This window comes from Salinarchaeum chitinilyticum (assembly GCF_055390775.1).
The window spans coordinates 136128-151881 of sequence record NZ_AP043888.1 but is presented as its reverse complement, the minus strand read 5'-3'; the positions used below and the strand labels follow the sequence as shown (position 1 = coordinate 151881).

The window sequence follows — 15754 nt, the reverse complement described above, 5'->3', positions numbered from 1 at the left end:
ACACGTCCGTACCCGGGGCGAGCGGAAAATCATTACGGGACGCGAACACGGTTCGCCGGCCGCGGCGGTCCCGATCGCCGCCGACTGCGACGTTACCCGGACTGCCACGCTACTCGATCCGAACGCGGACCTCGTCGCCGACGGAGAGTGACAGGTCGGGACAGATCAGTTTCGCACCGAGGGCCTCCCGGGCCGCGGCCAGCGAGAGCCCCTCGATCGGCGTTCCGTTCGCAGTCACGGTCGGATCGTGCCACTCCACCGTCCGGCCGTCGGTGAGCGCTCCAATAGGGGTGCCAAGGAGCGAAACCGTGGCACCGTCGCGAGCGCGTTCGTCGGGAGCCACACCACCGCGATCGTAGTGGGGAAGGCCGCCGTCGAGCGGAGCGAGGACCGATGAGCCGTCTGTTACCGCGACGTTCGCGCGGATCCCGGCGAAACAGTTGCCGGGATCCGGGTGTCGCGGCCGATCCAGTACTGCGTACGTGGCTCCGGTCTCGACGACGGTTCCGGTCCCGTCCCACGCGACGGACGTAACGTCGACGGCCGTCTCGACGCGGAGCGATCCAGCGGCTCGTAGCAGCCCGTCGTCCGGACGGCGAAACCCCAGGTGGAGATGCCGACCGACCCACGGTGCGAAGAATCCGGCACGGATCGGCTCGCCGAGATCGTCGCCGACGGCCACGCGATCCCCGACCGAGACCGCCGGATCGACGTGGAGAATCCGAGCGATGGGTGGCGTGCCGTCGTCACATCGGACCGTGGGCGCTGCCGTAGCGCCGGTGTCGATCCCGAGAACGTAGTCGTGTTCGGCCGCGTAGGGTTTCGACGGCGCGCGGACTCGATCGATCGCGACCACTTCTCCCGCGACCGGTGATGGAGCGCTCGTAGCAACGTCCTCCCGCTGGTCATCCCCGCGATCCGTGGCATTCGACGTCGAATCGGTCGGCGTGCGTGCCGCAGGGTAGAGATCGATCGCACGCCCATCGTCGTGGGCGCGAAACGGGGAGTTGTACAGCGAGAACGCCCGGAATCGCTCGAGGACGGACTCCGGGACGGTGAGCATCGGCGTGGCGTTGGTGGCCGTCCGCCAAAGGAATCGCGGTTGCAGAGCGTGGACGTCGCTCACGACGGAGGACTGGATCGATGCCTACCGGGTGGCTAATGGTACCGAAGCGAACGACTCTGGCAGCGAAGCGGCCTACTCGCCCGTGTCAGCCCACAACACGCTTATGCTCCGTGCGTGGCTATCTCCAGGTCCATGCGAGTCGTCCGTGGGAGAGGGGCAACGATCGAGGCCGATCGCGCGCTCACCGCGGAGCTCCGGGACCACGTAGCAGAGCACGGGGGACCAGCCGTTCGCGTCTGGCGACCACACCAACAGGTGGCCTTCGGCCGCCGTGATTCCGGTGCCCTCGGCTACGACCGTGCACGCCGTCTCGCCCGCGAACAGGGGTACACACCAGTCGGGCGGTCAGTGGGTGGTCGCGCCGTCGCCTATCAGGGAACCACGGTGGCGTTCGCTCGCGTCGAGCCGGTCGAGGATCCCCGCACAGGACTCCAGGATCGCTACGAGGCTGCGACCGACGCGCTCGATGCAGCGCTCGAGACCGTGGGCGTCGAGTCTGCCTCCGCCGGCGAGCCCGACGACGCGTTCTGTCCGGGATCGCACTCCCTGTCCGTCGGCGACGGGAAGATCGTCGGTATCGCCCAGCGGGTGACGACCGACGCCGCGCTCGTCGCGGGCGTAGCGATCCCCCGGGACCGCTGGCCGATCGCGGAAGTCCTCGATGACGTCTACGACGCCCTCGAGGTATCCTTCGACCCCTGCACGGTCGGGAGCGTACAGGCCGCTGGGGGCGACGGCGATCCGGAGGCGCTCGTGACTGCGATCGAGGATGCGCTCGTCGGCCAGCACGAGCCCGAAATCGAACGCGTGGAGGGTGCCTAACAGGGACGCCGGACCCGGATCGACTCGAATCGAGATCGCGTAGCGGTGCACTCGCCGGCAAGTGACCCGCGAGTCGGGACGTTTAGGGACTCCGACAGCCGAGAAGTGCCCATGTTGATCGTCGACGCGACGCTGCCCGACGGGCACCAGTGTGACGTTCGGATCGACGGCGAGCGGATCGCTGCCGTCGAGGAGTGCGACGACGGTGGACTCGACGCCAGTCCCGACGAGCAGGTCCTCGACGCGTCGGGCACTCACCTCTTCCCGGGCGCTATCGACGTTCACGTCCACTTCCGCGAGCCCGGCGGGAGCCACAAGGAGACCTGGACGACGGGCGCACAGAGTGCGGCTGCGGGTGGCGTCACCACCGTCGTCGACCAGCCGAATACCGACCCGCCGACGGTGACCGGTGACGCGCTCCGCGAAAAGCGGACGCTCGCTACCGAGCAGTCGATCGTCGACTTCGGCATCAACGGCGGCGTCACCGCCGACTGGGACCCCGACTCGCTGTTCGCCGCCGATCCCTTCGCCCTCGGTGAGGTGTTCCTCGCCGATTCGACGGGCGAGATGGGGATCGACGGCGATCTGTTCGCCGACGCAGTCGAGCGCGCTGCCCGGGCGGACTGCACCGTCACCGTTCACGCCGAGGATGCGACGCTGTTCGACGAGGACGCACTCGCGAACGCTGCTGACGGCGAGGGGCGCGACGCGGACGCCAACGCGTGGTCTGCGTACCGAACCGCGGAAGCCGAGGCCGCGGCCGTCGAACGCGCACTATCGGTCGCGGGCGAGTTCGACGCGGCGGTGCACGTCGCGCACACCTCGACGCCGGAGGGCATCGAGCTCGCTGCGGAGGCCGGCGCGACCTGCGAGGTCACGCCCCACCACGCGTTCCTCTCGCGGAACGATCTCGACGAACTGGGCACGTTCGGCCGGATGAATCCGCCGCTGCGGTCGGAGAAACGGCGCGAGGCCGTCTTCGAGCGGATCGTCGACGGCACCGTCGATGTGATCGCGACGGACCACGCGCCCCACACCCGAGCGGAGAAGCAGGCGACGATCACCGACGCGCCCAGCGGCGTGCCGGGGGTCGAGACCATGCTGCCGCTGTTGCTCGCCAACGCGGGGCCCCACGGACCGCTCTCGCTCGAACGCGTCCGGGATCTGACCGCTGCGAATCCTGCCGAGGTCTTCGGCGTCCCACGGAAAGGTCGGATCGAAGCCGGGCGGGACGCGGATCTGGTACTCGTCGATCTCGACCGGGTCGAACCGATCCGCGCCGAGGACCTCCACACCAACTGCGACTGGACGCCGTTCGAGGGGCTTGACGGCGTGTTCCCGTCCCTGACGATCCGCAGGGGAGCGCTCGTCTACGCCGATCAGGAGGCGACGGGAACGGCCGGTATCGAATCGGTCGCCCCCGCAGAGCAGTTCCCCGAGGAGGCAGGTGGGGAAGACGTTCGGTTGTAGTGAGCGGTGCGTAGTGGGGTGCGGGCTGTTCCAGTCGAGCTTTCCCCCCATTCCGTTTCTCGGTCATTCGACGTTTCCTTTCCGAGGGACGTAATCGAGGGGCGTGAGAGTGCCAGTCTTCCGATTCGGTTGCCGACCGCGAACTGGATTCGGCAATCAAACTTTTTGGTATTGGTTACCAAACGAAGCCCGTCATGGGTGGAAAAGTTCGGGGGGGTAGAGCGGTTATTGCGGTGGATTAGCCGTCTCGGCATGGGCTTGTTACTGGTCGGCGCAGTCGCCGTCGGCGTGGGTGGACTCAAGGCCGCTGCAGAGGCCGGCATCAGTCCCATGTCGATTCCGATCACGATAGACGAAATGTACATTGTCCTCCTCGGAGGCGGTGGGCTCGTCGTCGGCGGTGCGCTGTTGAACGTGATCAGCGGGATCCTCGCCAACGTCGTCGCGACGACCCAGGAGGACGTGGCGAGCGAGAACATGGACGACGGACGAGTGGTGACCGAGCAGGCGCCCGTCAGCGAACGTCACCGCCGGAAGCTCGGGCGGTCGTACTTCTACATCGGTGCGCTCGTGCTCCTGGTCGTCTCGGTCGCTGCCCGTGGCGACGCGATCCCGGGCCAGGCGGGGAGCGTCGCCGCGGCCGTCGCCGAGATCGCACTGATCATCCTCTTTGGCTCGGCCACGGTCGCCCTCGTCTTCGCGTTCTTTTTCTTTGGCCTGTGGTACGGAATCAAGCGCCGGTCCGCCGAGGCGCTCCTGCTCGGATCGCTGATCGCCGTGTTGCTGATTCTGTCCGCGATCCAGTACCGTGCGGCCGGGCTCGTCCTCTCGGGCCTGTGGTTCCTGTACTACTCGTTCATGTCGCGCAAGGCAGTGCGATTCCGACTCCTCGAGGTATCCTCCGTCCCTGTGCAGATTCGCCAGTACGTCGGCCAGGGCGACGAGACCGGCGGCGACTCGTCGACGAGCCGGTGACGGGGATTCGCGCCGTTCCTCGAACACGCTTAAGCCGCGAGGTCACTCAGGATCTATCATGTTCGACGAGGAGGACCTCGCCGAGATCCGCGAGGGCAAGGACGCGTGGGAAGCCGAACACGTAGAGCCCACCGTCGAACGATTCGGCGAGCGGACGGAGCAGTTCCGAACGGACACCGGCGGCCAGCCCGTCGATCGGCTGTACACCCCGGCGGACGTCGCGGACCTCGATTACCAGGACGACCTCGGATTCCCTGGCGCGGAACCCTACACCCGCGGCGTCTACTCGACGGGCTATCGCGGCCGGCTCTGGACGATGCGCCAGTACGCCGGGATGGGGACCGCCGACGAGACCAACGATCGGTTTCACTATCTACTCGACGAGGGGCAGACGGGACTCTCGCTGGCGTTCGACCTCCCGACGCAGATGGGCTACGACTCCGACGACGCGATGGCAGCGGGGGAGGTCGGCCGATCCGGCGTCGCGATCGACACGCTCCGGGACTTCGAGTCGGTGTTCGAAGGAATTCCGCTCTCGGACGTCTCGACGTCGATGACGATCAACGCGCCGGCGTCGGTGCTCCTCGCGATGTACGTCGCGCTGGGCGATCGGCAGGACGTGGCCCGATCGGAACTGCGCGGGACGATCCAGAACGACGTGCTGAAGGAGTATATCGCGCGGAACACCTACATCCACCCGCCGGAGCCGTCGATGCGGATCGTCACCGACGTCTTCGAGTTCGCCGCCGCGGAGATCCCCAACTTCAACACGATCTCGATCTCGGGCTACCACATCAGGGAGGCCGGCTCGACCGCGGCCCAGGAGATCGCGTTCACGCTCGCCAACGGTATCGAGTACGTCGAGGCGGCCATCGACGCCGGGCAGGACGTCGACGAGTTCGCGCCACAGCTGTCCTTCTTCTTCGCGTCCTACAACAACGTCCTCGAAGAAGTCGCGAAGTTCCGGGCCGCTCGGCGCCTCTGGCATTCGATCATGGACGAACGGTTCGACGCAGAAAAGCCCGCCTCGAAGCAGCTCAAATTCCACACGCAGACGGCGGGCTCGACGCTCACCGCCCAGCAGGTCGAGAACAACGTCGTGCGGGTCGCCTACCAGGCGCTGGCCGCGGTGCTCGGCGGAACGCAGAGCCTCCATACGAACGGGAAGGACGAAGCCCTGGCGCTGCCGACGGAGGAGTCCGTTCGCACCGCGTTGCGGACCCAGCAGATTCTCGCTCACGAGTCTGGCGCAGCGGACACGATCGACCCGCTCGGGGGCAGCTACTACGTCGAATCGTTGACCGACGACGTCGAGGCGGAGGCCCGGGCAATCATCGACGAGATCGACGACCGTGGCGGCATGTTACGGGCGATCGACGACGGCTACGTACAGCGTCAGATCCAGGACGTCGCCTACGATCGCCAGCAGGAGGTCGAGTCGGGCGATCGGATCGTCGTCGGGGTCAACGAGTTCACCGTCGAAGAGGGCGGCCAGGAGATGGATCTCGAGGAAGTCACCGAGGAAGACGAGCAGCGCCAGATCGAGCGGCTGGAGGGAGTCCGCGAAGAGCGCGACGCCGAGACTGTCGACGCGGCGCTGGCGGCCGTTCGCGAGACGGCGCGATCGGACGCGAACCTCATGCCGCCGCTGATCGAGGCCGTGAAAGCGGAGGCGACCGTCGGCGAGATTTGCGGCGTACTCCGCGAGGAGTTCGGGGAGTACGGCGGCGGTGGCGTCTGACCCCGTTTGATCGGCGACCTCGTCGAGCACCGATTCACGACCGCGAGTGATGGCCGGAGCGAAACGTTTAGGATGGGATGTAAAGTATACTTTACTGTAAAGCATGTTCGACATTCGTACGTCCCTCTTCGGTAGTCCCCAGCGCGTTCGACGGGTGTACACCTGGTCGGTGCAGGGGAGTTACGTCGTCGCAATCGCCGCACTGCTCGCCGGAATTGCACTCGGGCTGGAACTCGCCGGCACGGCAGTGTACGCAGCCGGCGTCTGGCTCGGACTTGGGCTCTCGGTGGTGATACCGAGGGTGAGCTCCGTCACGCTCCAGGACGAACGCGATCTCGAGCAGTTCCATCGAGCGAGTGGTCTCGTGATGTCTCTGCTCGTGTTCGTCGGACTGGCGATCGTTCCGGCAGCCTACGTCCTCGACGCCGCAGGGGAGATCACCATCGGCGCACGGGGGTGGGGTGCGATCTACCTCTATGGGGCCATAGGTCTACTCTGGGGCGCTTGCTACGTCGTCGTGCGGTACTGGGACTGAGCGACCGATGAACAACGACCTCCGCGAACGTCGGGATGCCGAGGGGCTGAGTCAGGCAGAGCTGGCGGTGGCGGTCGACGTCACCCGCCAGACGATCAACGCTATCGAGCGCGAACGATACGATCCGTCACTGGAGCTGGCCTTCGAGCTGGCCGATCACTTCGGCTGCCATATCGAGGACATCTTCGAGCCTGACGGGGAGTAGGTCGGTGCGGAGGTAGTGTTCACGACGCAGCGCACATGCCGTTGCAGTTGCGCCGTAGCGCCCGAGCCGCAGTGGCCATTCGGTGTGGCCGTGTCCGTAGTGGCTCGATCAGAGCAGTTCCTGGAGTGCACCGATCCGTGAGAGCACGTGGTCCGGGCTGGGATCGACCGCCGGATGCCCGACGGTGACGCGTTCCGGGTCAGTGACGTCCTCGGGGAGATCGTGCGCCGCCGGCGTCCAGACCGTCTGGAGTCCACTCGCGCGTGCTCCCGCGACGTCACTCGAGAGCGAATTGCCGACGTGGACCATCCGATCCGGGGCGACGTCGAGTTCCTCCAGCACCCGTTCGAACGGCGCGGTCTCGGGTTTCGGCGCGACCTCGTCGCCCGCAAACACGGTGACGTCGAACGCGTCCACGAGGCCGATCCCCTCTATCTTCTCGGACTGGTAGGCAGCCTCCCCGTTGGTGATCAACGCGATGGGATACGCCGCTCCGACGGCGCGAACCGTCTCGATCGCACCCTCCAGTGGTCGGACGTTCGACGGATCGCGGATCGATGCGTATGCCGACGCAACGTCGCGACCGAGCAAGGGATCCTTCCCCACGTCGCGTGCGATCTCGGTGAAGCAGTGCTCCCGGAGCTCGTCGACGTCCTCGAAGTCGTCGAGGAACCGGTCGAAGTAGGAACGATACCTGACGCCGTCGAAGAACGGTTCGACGTCGGCGCGCTCGAAGGAGCGGGCCAGCACCTCCTCGACCGTCTCTTCGTACGCACAGAGCGTGTCGTCGAGGTCGAAACAGACCGCATCGACGTCGAGGGGCACGCGTGGGAGTGTGACCGTTCACAGGAAAAGCGTATCGTCGTTCGTCGCCGATTCAGTACGGCAACATGTAGGTGTAGGTCGCGACGATCGCGAGCGCGATAGCCAAGAGTTGGGAGACGAAGAAGGCCCTCGAGGAGGCCCAGCCGAAGTAGAGCAACGTTCCGACCGGGACCAACGCGATCAGCGAGGCCCAGAGCCCCTTCGTGAACAAGATCGCGAGGAAGCCGGTGGTGACGAGGATGAGCACGTCCATCCCGAGTGCGACGAGATTTCGTCGCCGGAGCTCCTCCGGGTCGAACATCCCCCCGAGGAATCGGGAGGTGTCGTCCTCTGTCGCGCGGCCGGTGTTCGAAGCGGGCGTCACGAGTCGTTACTCAGGGTTTCCTGGTGTGCGTCGTCGAGCGACGACGTGATCTCGTCGACGTTAGTCCCCGGCGACGCCCAGAGGCCCTTGAGCACCGACCAGAACTCGTTCTGGAACGGGTTGCCGAGCGCGTCGTCGAGGTCCGGGACCACGGTCACTTCGTTCGCGAGCTGTGGGAGCTGCGCCATGACTTCGACCTGGTACGCGTCGCTCGGAACCTGGGTGTTGGTGGCGATGAACCCTCCCCGCTCCGCCCAGACCTGCTGGCCCTCCGCGGAGACGATCGCACTCACGGCTTCCTTCGCGTCTTCGGTGTTCTCGGAGTAGGTGGGGATCGTCAGCCAGTTGATGCTGGACGTGATGCCGTTTCCGCCGGGCATCCGGAAGACGCCGAGGTCGGAGGGGTCCTGCACCGCTTCCTGCGCGGGCGTGAACGAGCCCATGAAGTACAGCGGACAGGAGCCGTCCCAGAAGTACTCGTACTGGACGCCGAAGTCGCGGGTGGTGCTGAAATGCCCCTGGTCGTGGAGCATCTTGATCTCCTCGAAGGCGGTCGCGATGCGTTCGTCGGTGAACGACGCGTCGCCGTCGATGAGGCCCTGCTGGAGCTCCGCGCCGTTCTCCTGGCGCATGAAGAACCCTTCCGTAATGTCGCTGAGTGGCCATCCGGTACCGTTTCCCGAGGCAATGGGTGCGTCGACGCCCTCGATCTGGGAGATGTCGTCCAGCAGCGTCATGAACTCGTCCCAGTTCTCGGGTTCGGAGAGGTCGTTCTCCTCGAAGAAGGACTCCCTGTACCAGAAGCCTGGTTTGATGTCCATCTTGAACGGTGCCGCGTAGACGCCACCATCGACGCTGACGCGATCTGGTTCGACCGCGAAGTTCTCCGCGTCCCAGGTGTCGCCCACGTCTGCCAGGTGACCGTTCCCGGCGTCGGCAGTGACTCGAGCGGGTGACGGCATGACGACGACGTCCGCCGTCGCAGTCCCGTTCTCGTAGTCGACGAGGGTGTTCGAAAGGAGGGCGTCGGTCGTCCGGGAGGAGTAGCTGAGACTGAGGTCGGTCTGCTCTTCGGCGTAGTCCATGACGGCAGAGAAGTCCTCCTGCTCTGCGTCCGCCCAGACGCCGATGACCTCGACGTCCGCATCGCTTCCCCCCGAATCGTTGAAACAGCCCGCCAGGCCGGCCGTCGCTACCACTGACGCCGCACCTGTCGTCTTGAGCACGTCTCGTCGCGTTCGAAGCGATCGTGGCTGATCGTCAGGCATCTCATTAATAACCATGGCAATCCCATTACTTCAAATTTATTGATTAATTACGGACATAGTTACCGATAAGTGTCCCGGAGTCGGCGAAGGTGACCGCCGTGATCGGCCGTTAAGTGTCCGGGCGGTACCTGTTCGATTATGGAAAACGACGCTCGGGCCCGGTCGATCGACCAGCCAAACCTGGTGCTCGTCCACTGCCACGACCTCGGACAGCATCTCGGCTGCTACGGAGCATCGGTCGAGACCCCCAACCTCGATCGGCTCGCCGAAGACGGCGTTCGCATGGAGAACAGCTTCTGTACCGCCCCACAGTGTTCGCCCAGCCGGGCCAGCATGATCACCGGCGCCTACCCGCACGAGAACGGCGTCATGGGGCTCGCACACATGGGCTGGGCGCTGGACGACGACTGGATGACACTCCCGAAGTTCTTGCGGGAGGAGGGCTACTCGACACACCTCCTCGGCTTCCAGCACGAGGTCCCCGACGATCCCACACGGCTCGGGTACGACGAGGTCGACGACGACACCAAGCGCGCGCTCGACCTCGTCGACGTCGTCGACGATTTCTTCGCCTCGCGTGCGGCCGAGGGCGGTCACGCAGGTGCGGGCGAGCCGTTCTTCGTCTCGATCGGGATCGAGGAACCCCACCGGCCGTTCCGCCGCGAGTACCTCCCCGACGACGTCTACGACGACGCCGATCTCGAGCCGACCGACGCCGACTCCGGGGCGGGCGACGCTGATCCCGAGCCGAGCGACGGCGACACCGAGGCGAGCGACGGCGACTTTCCGTTTCTCCCGGACGCACCTGGCGTGCGCGAAGACGCTGCAGATCTCGGGTCGTTGATCGAAGGCACGCTGGATCCCGCGATCGGGCAGTACCGAGACGCACTTGAGGACGCCGGACTCGCCGAGGAGACGTTGTTCGTCTTCACGACCGATCACGGCCTCGCGATGCCTCGGGCGAAGGGGACCTGTTACGATGCGGGGCTCGAGACTGCTCTCCTGCTCTACCAACCGGACGTCCTCGATGGCGGTGACGTCCACGACGACCTCGTCAGCAACGTCGACGTCACGCCGACGTTGCTGGACCTCTTCGGCGTCGAACCTCCCGAGGACGTCGCGGGCCAGTCCTTCGCGCCGCTCCTCAGGGGCGAGTCCTACGAGCCGCGGGACCGGATCTTCGGCGAGATGACCTGGCACGATCGGTACAATCCGGTTCGTGCGATCCGCACCGACCGCTACAAGTACGTCCGCAACTTCTCGGTGCTTCCCCGCGTCTTCGTTCCGATGGACGTGGTGCCGACGCCCGCTGGCCGGGCGGTCCACGAGGAGTTCTACGTCGAACAGCGCCCCGTCGAGGAACTCTACGATCTCGAGGCCGATCCGCACGAGCAAACGAATCTCGCGTCGGATCGCGCACCCTTCGAGCAGCGGTCCGCTGCCTCGAATCCCGAGCCCGAGTACGTCGACGTGATCGACCGCCTCCGGGAGGAGCTCCTCGAGTGGATGGCGAGAACGGAGGATCCGCTCCTCGACGGCCCCGTCGAGTACCCGACGGTCGAGTAACAGCCGGCGGTCGAGCAACAGTCGACGGTCGAGTACCCGATTTCAACCCCCATCGATCGCTTGTGAGCGGTCGAGGGGAAATGTCCGAAGACGATCACCGAACGGCCGGACTGATTGGCCCCCAGGGAGATCGATCCGCGGGCTGAAGTTTCGCCACTCTCGATACTTTTTACCTACTGGAATGGTCAGTGATGGTAATGGATACCGAGGAACTGTCGGAGGTCCTCCAGGCAGCGGACCTCTCCTTCTACCAGGCCGACGCCTACGTCACGCTCCTCGAGCTGGGAACGGCGTCCGCGACCGAGGTCGCCAGATCGAGCGAGGTCCCCGACGCACGAATTTACGACGTCCTCCGCGATCTCGACGAGCTCGGCTACGTCGAGCTCTACGAGCAGGATACGTTCCAGGCGCGGGCGACGGACCCGGAGACGGTCGTCGAGAATCTCACTCGCCGGGCGAACCGCTTCGAGGACGCGGCCGAAGAGATCACAGACCGCTACGAGCAGCCGACGCTCGATAGCCACACCGTCAGTATCGTCAAGCGCTTCGACACCGTGCTCGAGGCCGCTCGAATGTTCGTCACGGAGGCCGAGACCCAGATTCACGCCACGCTCACGCCCGAACAGTACGACGAGCTCCGCGACGAGCTGGCCGAGGCGAAACGCCGCGGCGTGTCGGTCAATCTGACGCTCCTCTACCGGGACGACGACGAGGAGCTCGGCCAGTCGGACTTCGAAGGCGTCTGTTCCGCCGTTCACCGACGGCCGCGGCCCTCCCCGTTCATCGTCACCACTGACCTGCAGCGGACCGCGTTCGCATCGAATCCAGCCGCGATCGAGGATTACGGGATGATCCTCGAGAACCGCTCGTTCACGTACGTCTTCTTCTGGCACTTTCTCATCTTCATGTGGCTCCCCTGGCCGGTGCTTTACGCCGAGGAGCCCGACAGTACGCCGCGACGCTACGCCGACGTCCGCCAGTTCCTCCTCGAGTATATCCAGCCGATTCGAGAGGGCGCCACCGTCCACGTGGAGATCGAGGGGCGCGACACCGAGAGCGACCAGGACGTGACGATCACCGGTACCGTCGTCGACACCGAGTACGTTTCCGAGGCAGCTGCCGCGCTCGATTCGGAGCTGCTGGAGCTGGCGGGAACCGCCAGGATCGTCGTCGACGACGGCGAGGAGCGCCACACCGTCGGCGGCTGGAGCGCGACGTTCGAAGACGTCGAGGCGAAACGGATCGTCGTGACGAGCGTGGAGACCGCAGCCGACGCGCCAGCCTCCGAGTAAGCCGTCGTCGGGGTGATTCGACTGGATCGAGCAGGCGGCGGGTTGACGGGTCGCCTCGATGGATTCACAGTCGGTCCCAGTCGGCCCGTACTCACTCGTCGGACTGGTAACAACGTGGCAGCGTACTCCAGTAGAAGCATCGCCTACTCCTACCAGCCCGTAACTACACTGAAGGGCGTTTCAGATGTGGCCGCACGTATGGCGGCCAACACCACGACGGAGCAAGATCCTGGTCCCGTTCGCTGGGTCCGGGTGCTCGTTGCTCTCGGATTCCTCCTCCTGTTCTTCGGCGTTGCCGGGTACACGCTGTGGAGTGGAAATCTCGGCACAGGTCCCTCCGATAGTACCGCCGTGCCGAGTGGCGTCGATGCACCACCGGAGGCAACGAATCAAACCGGAGAAACCGACGGGGACGCTCCTGCAGCCGACGACCAGGATGGCGGGATGGCTGGTGAGGGAGAGAATAGCGCTGTGAATCGAACGACGAACGAGACGGGCACTGCCGGGGATACGGACGCCGTCGACGACGTCGGTGAGGGCGTTTTCCGAGCAGACTGATCCGGAACAGGGCGACGCAGAGCAGGACGACGCGAAACTGGACGATACAGAACAAGGCGACACCAACGACGAGAACGGGGTCGGTGTGCCGGGGGATGCTAAAGAGGAGCCAGTGAACGACGACGGCAGTTCCGAAGAAACAGATGGCAGCTCCGGAGGAGACAGCGGTGGGTACGGCGAAGCGCCCGAGGGAACTGAAAAGGATGGCGAAGAGGGGGATTCGGACGAGTCGGGGCTTACGGAAGACAGATCTGGGAACGAGGGCGGTGATGCCTCGAACGGCGAGGACGGTTCGTCAGAGTCCGGTACAGACGGCGACGGGTCCACCACCGACGGTGACGGAGACACCAGCACCGAAGCTGGAAACGGGGACGGCGGGCAGATCGACGGCGAAAACAATGACAGTGATCAGGCCGGGCAAGGCGACGATCCAGGGACGTCGAACGACGGTGACGGCGCTGGTGGTTCCGAAGAGACACCGAACGACGCCACCAACGCGATCGAGGAATGCACCGTCATCGACGAGCCTGGAACGTACCAGCTTTCACAGGACCTCGATGGGGCGTACGGGTCCCCCGTCGACCTCGGGGGCGGTCTCGTCCGATCCGTCTGCATCGCGATCCAGAGTAGCGACGTCGTGCTCGAAGGCAACGGTCACGTCGTCAGTGGATACGGGATCTCGCTGAGCGTCGGCGTGCACGTCTACGATCCCGAGGGGTCTGCAGTCGATGGCGTCACCGTGCGAAACCTGCGAGTCGAGGAGTGGTCGAACGGTGTCCAGGTCGGCGTCGACACCCTGGCCCTCAACCCGGCCGGTCCCGCTTCTGCGACCTTCGAGAACGTCGTTTCGAACGAGAACGGCCACCACGGGATATTCGTTTCCGGAGGGAGCGCCCAGCTGTCCACCGTCACCGCCAATGGGAACGGAGCGAGTGGCATCGGCGTCCTCGATTCGAGCGGCGTTTCGATCCAGGATGCGACCGCCTCCGGGAACGCGGAAGACGGACTCGCGCTGTTCGAAGGCGTGTTCGATAGCACCGTCAGCGGATTCACGTCCACCGACAACGGCGAGACCGGCGCCTCGGCCGGAATCGGCGTCGCTGGAAACGTGTTCACCGATCTCACCGTCAGTGACAACGGGGAGTCGAATTTCGAGGGGTTCGACGGGACCGACAACGAGTTCGACGATCCCAGCGTCCTCCAGCGCACCGATCAGGCACCCGACGACACTACTAAAGAGACAGACACTACTGAGCAGAATGACACTGCCGAGGAGAACGAGAGCGAAGGCGAGTCCGATACCAGCAACGCCACGGACCAGCCCCAGCAGCCGGACGACAATACAAACGATACCGAGCAGCCCGACGAAACCGACGACGGCGTCACAGCGAGCAACGGGAACGATTCCGTCGACGAAGGGGAAACCGTCGAGCAAGGGAGTCAGAACGATACCGGATCGACCGAAAGCGACGACCTCGAGGCCGGAGAGAACGGCACTGCTACCGACGGCAGTGGCGGAGCCAATGCGACCGAAGGCACTACCGACGGCGAGGAAACTGACGAGGAGGGAGATGATTCAGAGAGCGACGACGGTGACGAGGAAGAAGCGGGGGAAGGAACAGCGGAGGAAGACGATGAAACTGAGGAAGCCCAGGAGGACGAAGCGGACGCAGAAACCGGTGACGGAGAAGACGCAGCGCCTGGAGACGGCGCAGGCGAAGATTCTGAAGGCGGTGCACAAACCGAAACGGATGACGAATCGGACGCAGAAACGGACGACGAAGCGCCCGCCGAAGGCGACGAAGACCAGGACGACGAAGACGAATCTGACGAAGTTAGCGAGCAGGCAACCGAGACAGCGACCGACATTGTGACGCAGACGTCGCTACCGGGATGAAGGCGCGGATCCGTCGAGTGCCGTCGGATCCAATCTCTGTTCGAGCTTTCCGCGAACCCCGTCCAGTTTGGAGAAGGGTGGAGTAGAATCAACCGTCGTTCGAGCGGATGTATCGCCTCGCGAAGAGCACGCCACCAACCGCTCCGACGACGGCGTCAGGGACCATGAACATCGAGAACGTCTGCAACAGGATCAGGACCGACGTCGCTCCGATGAACGCGCCTTCGGACGCTGCGAAGAGATAGACTGCGGCCGCTCCGTCGATCGAAACGCGGGAGGGCTCCATGCCGCACTCGTCGCCGATCGGTCCGATAAAAAGTGCAATTCCGTGCCGGTCTCGCCCGTGTGAACCACGATCCTGGCAGCGGATATTCGAGCTATCTGTCGGGGAGTCCCACAGTCTGCAATCGTCCGCGACGCCGAGTGGGTTCGGGCGGATTTGAACCACCGATTTCGGCCTTGTAAGGGCCGCGTCATAACCAACTAGACCACGAACCCGTAGCCGAAACGTCGCCGAGCCGCGCAGATAACCCTTTCTGTCCCGGGCACGAACCCGTCGCCGTGCAGCGACGCTACGTGCTGGCGCTGGTCGTCGGGTTGGTGTTCGTCACCGGTCTGGTCGCGGCTGGCGCGACGCTCTACGAGCCGAGCGATCCAGACGGAACTGCAGTCCTCTACGACGAGGAGGAACGCGTCGCGACGATCGACCTCGAGATTGCCGACGACGGCGACGAACGGTATCTCGGATTGAGTAACCACGACTCGCTGGCCGACGACGAAGGAATGCTGTTCGTCTACGACCAGGCTACGAACCACACCTTCGTGATGCGAGGGATGGACTTCGGGATCGACATTATCTACGTCGACTCCGAGGGCTGCGTGACGTCAGTCAATCCAGCTCCGAAACCGGGGCCAAACGAGGACGGATCCGAGCAGGAGTATCCGGGGTACGGACAGTACGTGATCGAAGTCCCGATCGGCATTGCCTCCGACGCAGGTATCGAAGCAGGCGATCCCGTTCGCATCGAGTACGGCTCGACGACGGTCGATGGCACCGAGTCGACCTGTTTCGAATCGTAGGTCTAAAACGCCTCCACTGCAGAGGGGGGT

Annotated in this window: 16 protein-coding genes and 1 tRNA gene; 11 read left to right on the top strand and 6 right to left on the bottom strand. The window is 64.9% G+C overall.

Annotated features, from left to right (window positions below):
• Positions 1 to 109 precede the first annotated feature (109 nt).
• Positions 110 to 1063 carry a DUF8155 domain-containing protein gene (locus ACZ5KP_RS00765; RefSeq protein ID WP_460918934.1) on the bottom strand — a complete coding sequence of 318 codons (954 nt, stop codon included), beginning with the start codon at positions 1061 to 1063 and terminating at the stop codon, positions 110 to 112.
• Between the two features lie 195 nt (positions 1064 to 1258).
• On the opposite strand from ACZ5KP_RS00765, the gene ACZ5KP_RS00760 reads away from it, so the two are divergent.
• The 6 genes from ACZ5KP_RS00760 to ACZ5KP_RS00735 all read left to right on the top strand — a co-directional run bounded on the left by ACZ5KP_RS00760 (position 1259) and on the right by ACZ5KP_RS00735 (position 6874).
• Positions 1259 to 1948: a lipoyl protein ligase domain-containing protein gene (locus ACZ5KP_RS00760; RefSeq protein WP_460918933.1), complete on the top strand. Its 690-nt coding sequence runs from the start codon at positions 1259 to 1261 to the stop codon at positions 1946 to 1948.
• Between the two features lie 111 nt (positions 1949 to 2059).
• Positions 2060 to 3418 carry a dihydroorotase gene (locus ACZ5KP_RS00755; RefSeq protein ID WP_460918932.1) on the top strand — a complete coding sequence of 453 codons (1359 nt, stop codon included), beginning with the start codon at positions 2060 to 2062 and terminating at the stop codon, positions 3416 to 3418.
• Between the two features lie 252 nt (positions 3419 to 3670).
• The gene (locus tag ACZ5KP_RS00750) at positions 3671 to 4393 is read left to right on the top strand and encodes a hypothetical protein (RefSeq protein WP_460918931.1); all 723 of its coding nucleotides are present in this window, start codon (positions 3671 to 3673) and stop codon (positions 4391 to 4393) included.
• A 58-nt stretch (positions 4394 to 4451) separates the two neighbouring features.
• Complete coding sequence (locus ACZ5KP_RS00745; RefSeq protein ID WP_460918930.1) at positions 4452 to 6134, top strand: acyl-CoA mutase large subunit family protein; 1683 nt, start codon at positions 4452 to 4454, stop codon at positions 6132 to 6134.
• Between the two features lie 103 nt (positions 6135 to 6237).
• Positions 6238 to 6669, top strand: coding sequence for a DUF2178 domain-containing protein (locus ACZ5KP_RS00740; RefSeq protein WP_460918929.1), 432 nt, complete (start codon positions 6238 to 6240; stop codon positions 6667 to 6669).
• Positions 6670 to 6676: 7 nt separating this feature from the next.
• Entirely contained in the window at positions 6677 to 6874 is a 198-nt protein-coding gene (locus ACZ5KP_RS00735; protein ID WP_460918928.1) for a helix-turn-helix transcriptional regulator, read from the top strand.
• A 108-nt stretch (positions 6875 to 6982) separates the two neighbouring features.
• Here the strand turns inward: ACZ5KP_RS00735 and ACZ5KP_RS00730 are convergent, their stop codons facing one another.
• The 3 genes from ACZ5KP_RS00730 to ACZ5KP_RS00720 are packed head-to-tail and all read right to left on the bottom strand — an operon-like array spanning position 6983 to position 9331.
• Positions 6983 to 7699 (bottom strand): HAD family hydrolase, encoded by a 717-nt coding sequence (locus tag ACZ5KP_RS00730; RefSeq protein ID WP_460918927.1) that lies wholly within the window; start codon positions 7697 to 7699, stop codon positions 6983 to 6985.
• Between the two features lie 52 nt (positions 7700 to 7751).
• Positions 7752 to 8063 (bottom strand): hypothetical protein, encoded by a 312-nt coding sequence (locus ACZ5KP_RS00725; protein ID WP_460918926.1) that lies wholly within the window; start codon positions 8061 to 8063, stop codon positions 7752 to 7754.
• Entirely contained in the window at positions 8060 to 9331 is a 1272-nt protein-coding gene (locus ACZ5KP_RS00720; RefSeq protein ID WP_460918925.1) for an ABC transporter substrate-binding protein, read from the bottom strand. The genes ACZ5KP_RS00725 and ACZ5KP_RS00720 overlap by 4 nt, the downstream gene beginning before the upstream one ends.
• A gap of 138 nt (positions 9332 to 9469) precedes the next feature.
• Between ACZ5KP_RS00720 and ACZ5KP_RS00715 the strand changes: the two genes are divergently transcribed.
• The 4 genes from ACZ5KP_RS00715 (at position 9470) to ACZ5KP_RS00700 (ending at position 14644) form a co-directional block, all read left to right on the top strand.
• Positions 9470 to 10897, top strand: coding sequence for a sulfatase family protein (locus ACZ5KP_RS00715; RefSeq protein WP_460918924.1), 1428 nt, complete (start codon positions 9470 to 9472; stop codon positions 10895 to 10897).
• 197 nt (positions 10898 to 11094) lie between these two features.
• Positions 11095 to 12189: a TrmB family transcriptional regulator gene (locus ACZ5KP_RS00710; RefSeq protein ID WP_460918923.1), complete on the top strand. Its 1095-nt coding sequence runs from the start codon at positions 11095 to 11097 to the stop codon at positions 12187 to 12189.
• Positions 12190 to 12303: 114 nt separating this feature from the next.
• Positions 12304 to 12747, top strand: a complete 444-nt coding sequence (locus ACZ5KP_RS00705) for a hypothetical protein (protein WP_460918922.1) — start codon at positions 12304 to 12306, stop codon at positions 12745 to 12747.
• Positions 12722 to 14644 (top strand): right-handed parallel beta-helix repeat-containing protein, encoded by a 1923-nt coding sequence (locus tag ACZ5KP_RS00700; RefSeq protein ID WP_460918921.1) that lies wholly within the window; start codon positions 12722 to 12724, stop codon positions 14642 to 14644. The genes ACZ5KP_RS00705 and ACZ5KP_RS00700 overlap by 26 nt, the downstream gene beginning before the upstream one ends.
• A gap of 88 nt (positions 14645 to 14732) precedes the next feature.
• On the opposite strand, the gene ACZ5KP_RS00695 is transcribed toward ACZ5KP_RS00700, so the two are convergent.
• Positions 14733 to 14930 carry a hypothetical protein gene (locus ACZ5KP_RS00695; RefSeq protein ID WP_460918920.1) on the bottom strand — a complete coding sequence of 66 codons (198 nt, stop codon included), beginning with the start codon at positions 14928 to 14930 and terminating at the stop codon, positions 14733 to 14735.
• Between the two features lie 138 nt (positions 14931 to 15068).
• Positions 15069 to 15142: transfer RNA gene (locus ACZ5KP_RS00690), tRNA-Val, on the bottom strand.
• A gap of 63 nt (positions 15143 to 15205) precedes the next feature.
• Between ACZ5KP_RS00690 and ACZ5KP_RS00685 the strand changes: the two genes are divergently transcribed.
• The gene (locus ACZ5KP_RS00685; protein WP_460918919.1) at positions 15206 to 15724 is read left to right on the top strand and encodes a DUF192 domain-containing protein; all 519 of its coding nucleotides are present in this window, start codon (positions 15206 to 15208) and stop codon (positions 15722 to 15724) included.
• Positions 15725 to 15754: the final 30 nt, after the last annotated feature.